The organism is Aeromicrobium sp. (genome assembly GCF_036676885.1).
Classification (GTDB): domain Bacteria; phylum Actinomycetota; class Actinomycetes; order Propionibacteriales; family Nocardioidaceae; genus Aeromicrobium.
Genome location: NZ_JAKFCB010000157.1, coordinates 1 through 2930 on the forward strand (window position 1 = coordinate 1; position 2930 = coordinate 2930).

Consider the following 2930-nt stretch of genomic DNA (forward strand, 5'->3'; position numbering starts at 1 on the left):
AGGTGCCGGACTACTCGCCCAAGACCTACGAGCCCGAGGACGCCGACAGCAATCCCGAGCCGCCGCTGGCGAGGGTGCCGGAGTGGGTCAACGTCGAGCTCGACCTCGGCGACGGCCCCAAGACCTACCGGCGCGAGACCAACACGATGCCCAACTGGGCCGGATCCTCGTGGTACGAGCTCCGATACGCCGACCCGCACAATGCCGAGAAGCTCGTCGACCCCGAGAACGAGCGCTACTGGCTCGGGCCGCGCAAGCCGGGGGAGACCGGCGGGGTCGACCTCTACGTCGGTGGCGTCGAGCACGCCGTGCTGCACCTGCTCTACGCGCGTTTCTGGCACAAGGTGCTGTTCGACCTCGGCCACGTGTCGAGCGAGGAGCCGTTCCACAAGCTGTTCAACCAGGGCTACATCCAGGCCGATGCGTTCAAGGACGCGCGCGGCGTCTACGTCGAGGCCGCCGAGGTCGAGGAGCGCGTCGACGAGGCGGGCAGCAAGACGTACTGGTTCAGGGACGAGCAGGTCACCCGCGAGTTCGGCAAGATGGGCAAGAGCCTCAAGAACGCCGTGACGCCCGACGAGATGTACGAGACGTACGGCGCTGACACGTTGCGGGTCTACGAGATGTCGATGGGCCCCATGGACGTGTCGCGGCCATGGGAGACCCGTGCGGTGGTGGGCGCCCAGCGGTTCCTGCAGCGGGTGTGGCGCCTGCTCGTCGACGAGGACACCGGTGAGCTGCTCGCCGACGACGCGGAGCTCGACGCCGCGACGCTGCACGTCCTCAACGTCACGATCGACGGCGTGCGCAGCGACATGGAGGACATGCGGTTCAACACCGCGGTGGCCAAGCTGATCGAGCTGACCAACCACCTGACCAAGGAGGGCGTGCGCAGCCGGGCGGCCGTCGAGCCGCTCGTCCTGATGCTGGCCCCGTTGGCGCCCCACCTCGGTGAGGAGCTGTGGTCCCGCCTGGGCCATGCCGAGACGTTGACGCATGCTCCGTTCCCGGTCGCCGACCCCGCTCACCTCGCTGCCGCGTCCGTGACGTGCGTCGTCCAGGTGCTCGGCAAGGTGCGGGGCAAGATCGAGGTCAGCCCCGACATCTCCGACGAGGAGCTCACCGCGCTCGCGCTGGCCGAGCCCAACGTCGTACGGTCGATCGACGGTCGCGAGGTCCGCAAGGTCATCGTGCGGGCGCCCAAGCTCGTCAGCATCGTCGTCTAAGACGTGCTTTCCGCCTATAGTCTTCGCTCATGACCATTGGCATTGTCACGGACTCGACGTCCTCGCTGTCGCCCGCCGACGCAGAACGCGAGGGCATCTCGGTCGTGCCGCTGCAGGTCATCATCGGCGCCGAGACCTACACCGAGGGCGTCGACGTCACCGCCGACATGATCGCCGAGGCGCTCGCCTCGTTCATCCCGGTCAGCACGTCGCGGCCGACCCCGGACGACTTCCTCGCGGTCTACGAGCGGCTTGCCGCCGAGGGCGCCGACGCGATCGTCTCGGTGCACCTCAGCGCCAAGATGTCCGGCACGCTCGACTCCGCGGTGCTGGCGTCCAAGCAGGCATCGGTGCCGGTGACCTGCATCGACTCGACGCAGGTCGGCATCGCCACGGGCTTCGCCGCAGGCCGTGCCGCGACCGCTCGCGACAACGGCGAGGACGCGATGGGCGTCGCGGAGGCGGCTCGCCGGGCCGGCGAGTCCTCGACCGTCCTGCTGTACGTCGACACGCTGGAGTACCTCAAGCGGGGCGGCCGGGTCGGCGCCGCAGCGGCCCTGATCGGATCCGCACTCGCGGTCAAGCCGATCCTCACGATCACCGACGGGCTGGTCGTGCCGCTCGAGCGCGTACGCACGCAGGCCAAGGCACTCGGCCGCCTCGAGTCGCTCGCGGTGGAGAAGGCGCAGTCCTGCGACAAGGGCTTCGACATCGGCGTCCAGCACCTGTCGAGCCTGGGCGTGGCAACCGCCGTCGCCGAGCGCCTCGCCGGCGCGCTGGGGCTCGACTCGATCGGTGTCGACGAGGTCGGCGCCTCGATCGGTGCCCACGTCGGCCCCGGCATGATCTCGGTGACCGTCACCCCCCGCTGCTGACCCACCTTGCGTCGAGCGGTGACCTAGGGTCCACGCCCCATGACGCGACGCAAGGTTTTCCACGGGACGCACGGGACTCGGCGCCGTCCACAGCCGCTCTTGGAACCCACGCGCGAGATGACCCGCCCTGCCTAGCGTCGATGTGTGAAGCGGCGCCCTCCCACCCAGCCAGACGAGACGCGTGCAGAGATCGCGCGGCGCAGGCTGGCCCAGCTCGCGGCTTCCTTCGACGCGGAGCTGCCGCCCGTCGAGGAGTCCGACCCGGTCCGCGCCCGCCGCACCGTCGAGCTCCCGCACGTCAAGGTGCTCGCGACGATCGCCGTCGCCGGATCGGTGCTGCTCGTGTGGTGGCTGCTGTCCGGCCGGCCCGAGACGAGTGAGCCCGCCGCGCCTCTGGCCTTCGCCGAGTCCAGCGCGCCTGCCGGAGCGCCCAGGAAGCCGGCGGCCGAGCTGATCGTCGACGTCGTCGGCAAGGTCCGCAAGCCCGGCATCGTCACGGTGCCCAAGGGATCGCGCGTCTACCAGGCGATCGAGGCAGCCGGCGGCCTCAAGGGCCGCGTCGACACCGCGTCGCTCAACATGGCGCGGGTCCTGACCGACGGCGAGCAGATCCTCGTCGGCATGGAGCCGGTCGCCGCGCCGGCACCCGCGGCAGGAGCCGCCGCCGGCGCCCCCGTGGGCGCCAAGGTCAACCTCAACACCGCCTCCGCCGAACAGCTAGACACGTTGCCCGGCGTCGGCCCGGTCACGGCCCAGGCGATCCTCGACTGGAGGGAGGAGAACGGCCGGTTCGGCTCCGTCGAGGACCTGCTCGACGTCAAGGGCATCG

The 2930-nt window shown here is 70.3% G+C and carries 3 protein-coding genes; all 3 read left to right on the forward strand.

Going from position 1 to position 2930, the window contains the following annotated elements:
• Positions 1–1226: class I tRNA ligase family protein (locus V6M46_RS07680; RefSeq protein WP_332663470.1), on the forward strand; the 1226-nt coding region annotated here is incomplete at its 5' end.
• 29 nt (positions 1227–1255) lie between these two features.
• Positions 1256–2101 (forward strand): DegV family protein, encoded by an 846-nt coding sequence (locus V6M46_RS07685; RefSeq protein WP_332663471.1) that lies wholly within the window; start codon positions 1256–1258, stop codon positions 2099–2101.
• 144 nt (positions 2102–2245) lie between these two features.
• Positions 2246–2930 (forward strand): helix-hairpin-helix domain-containing protein (locus tag V6M46_RS07690; RefSeq protein ID WP_332663473.1); only part of this gene is annotated, 685 nt, incomplete at its 3' end.

Bases quoted from the DNA above. Each gene is read 5' to 3' on its own strand.
- V6M46_RS07685 (WP_332663471.1), top strand. From the start codon at position 1,256: ATGACCATTGGCATTGTCACGGACTCGACGTCCTCGCTGTCGCCCGCC.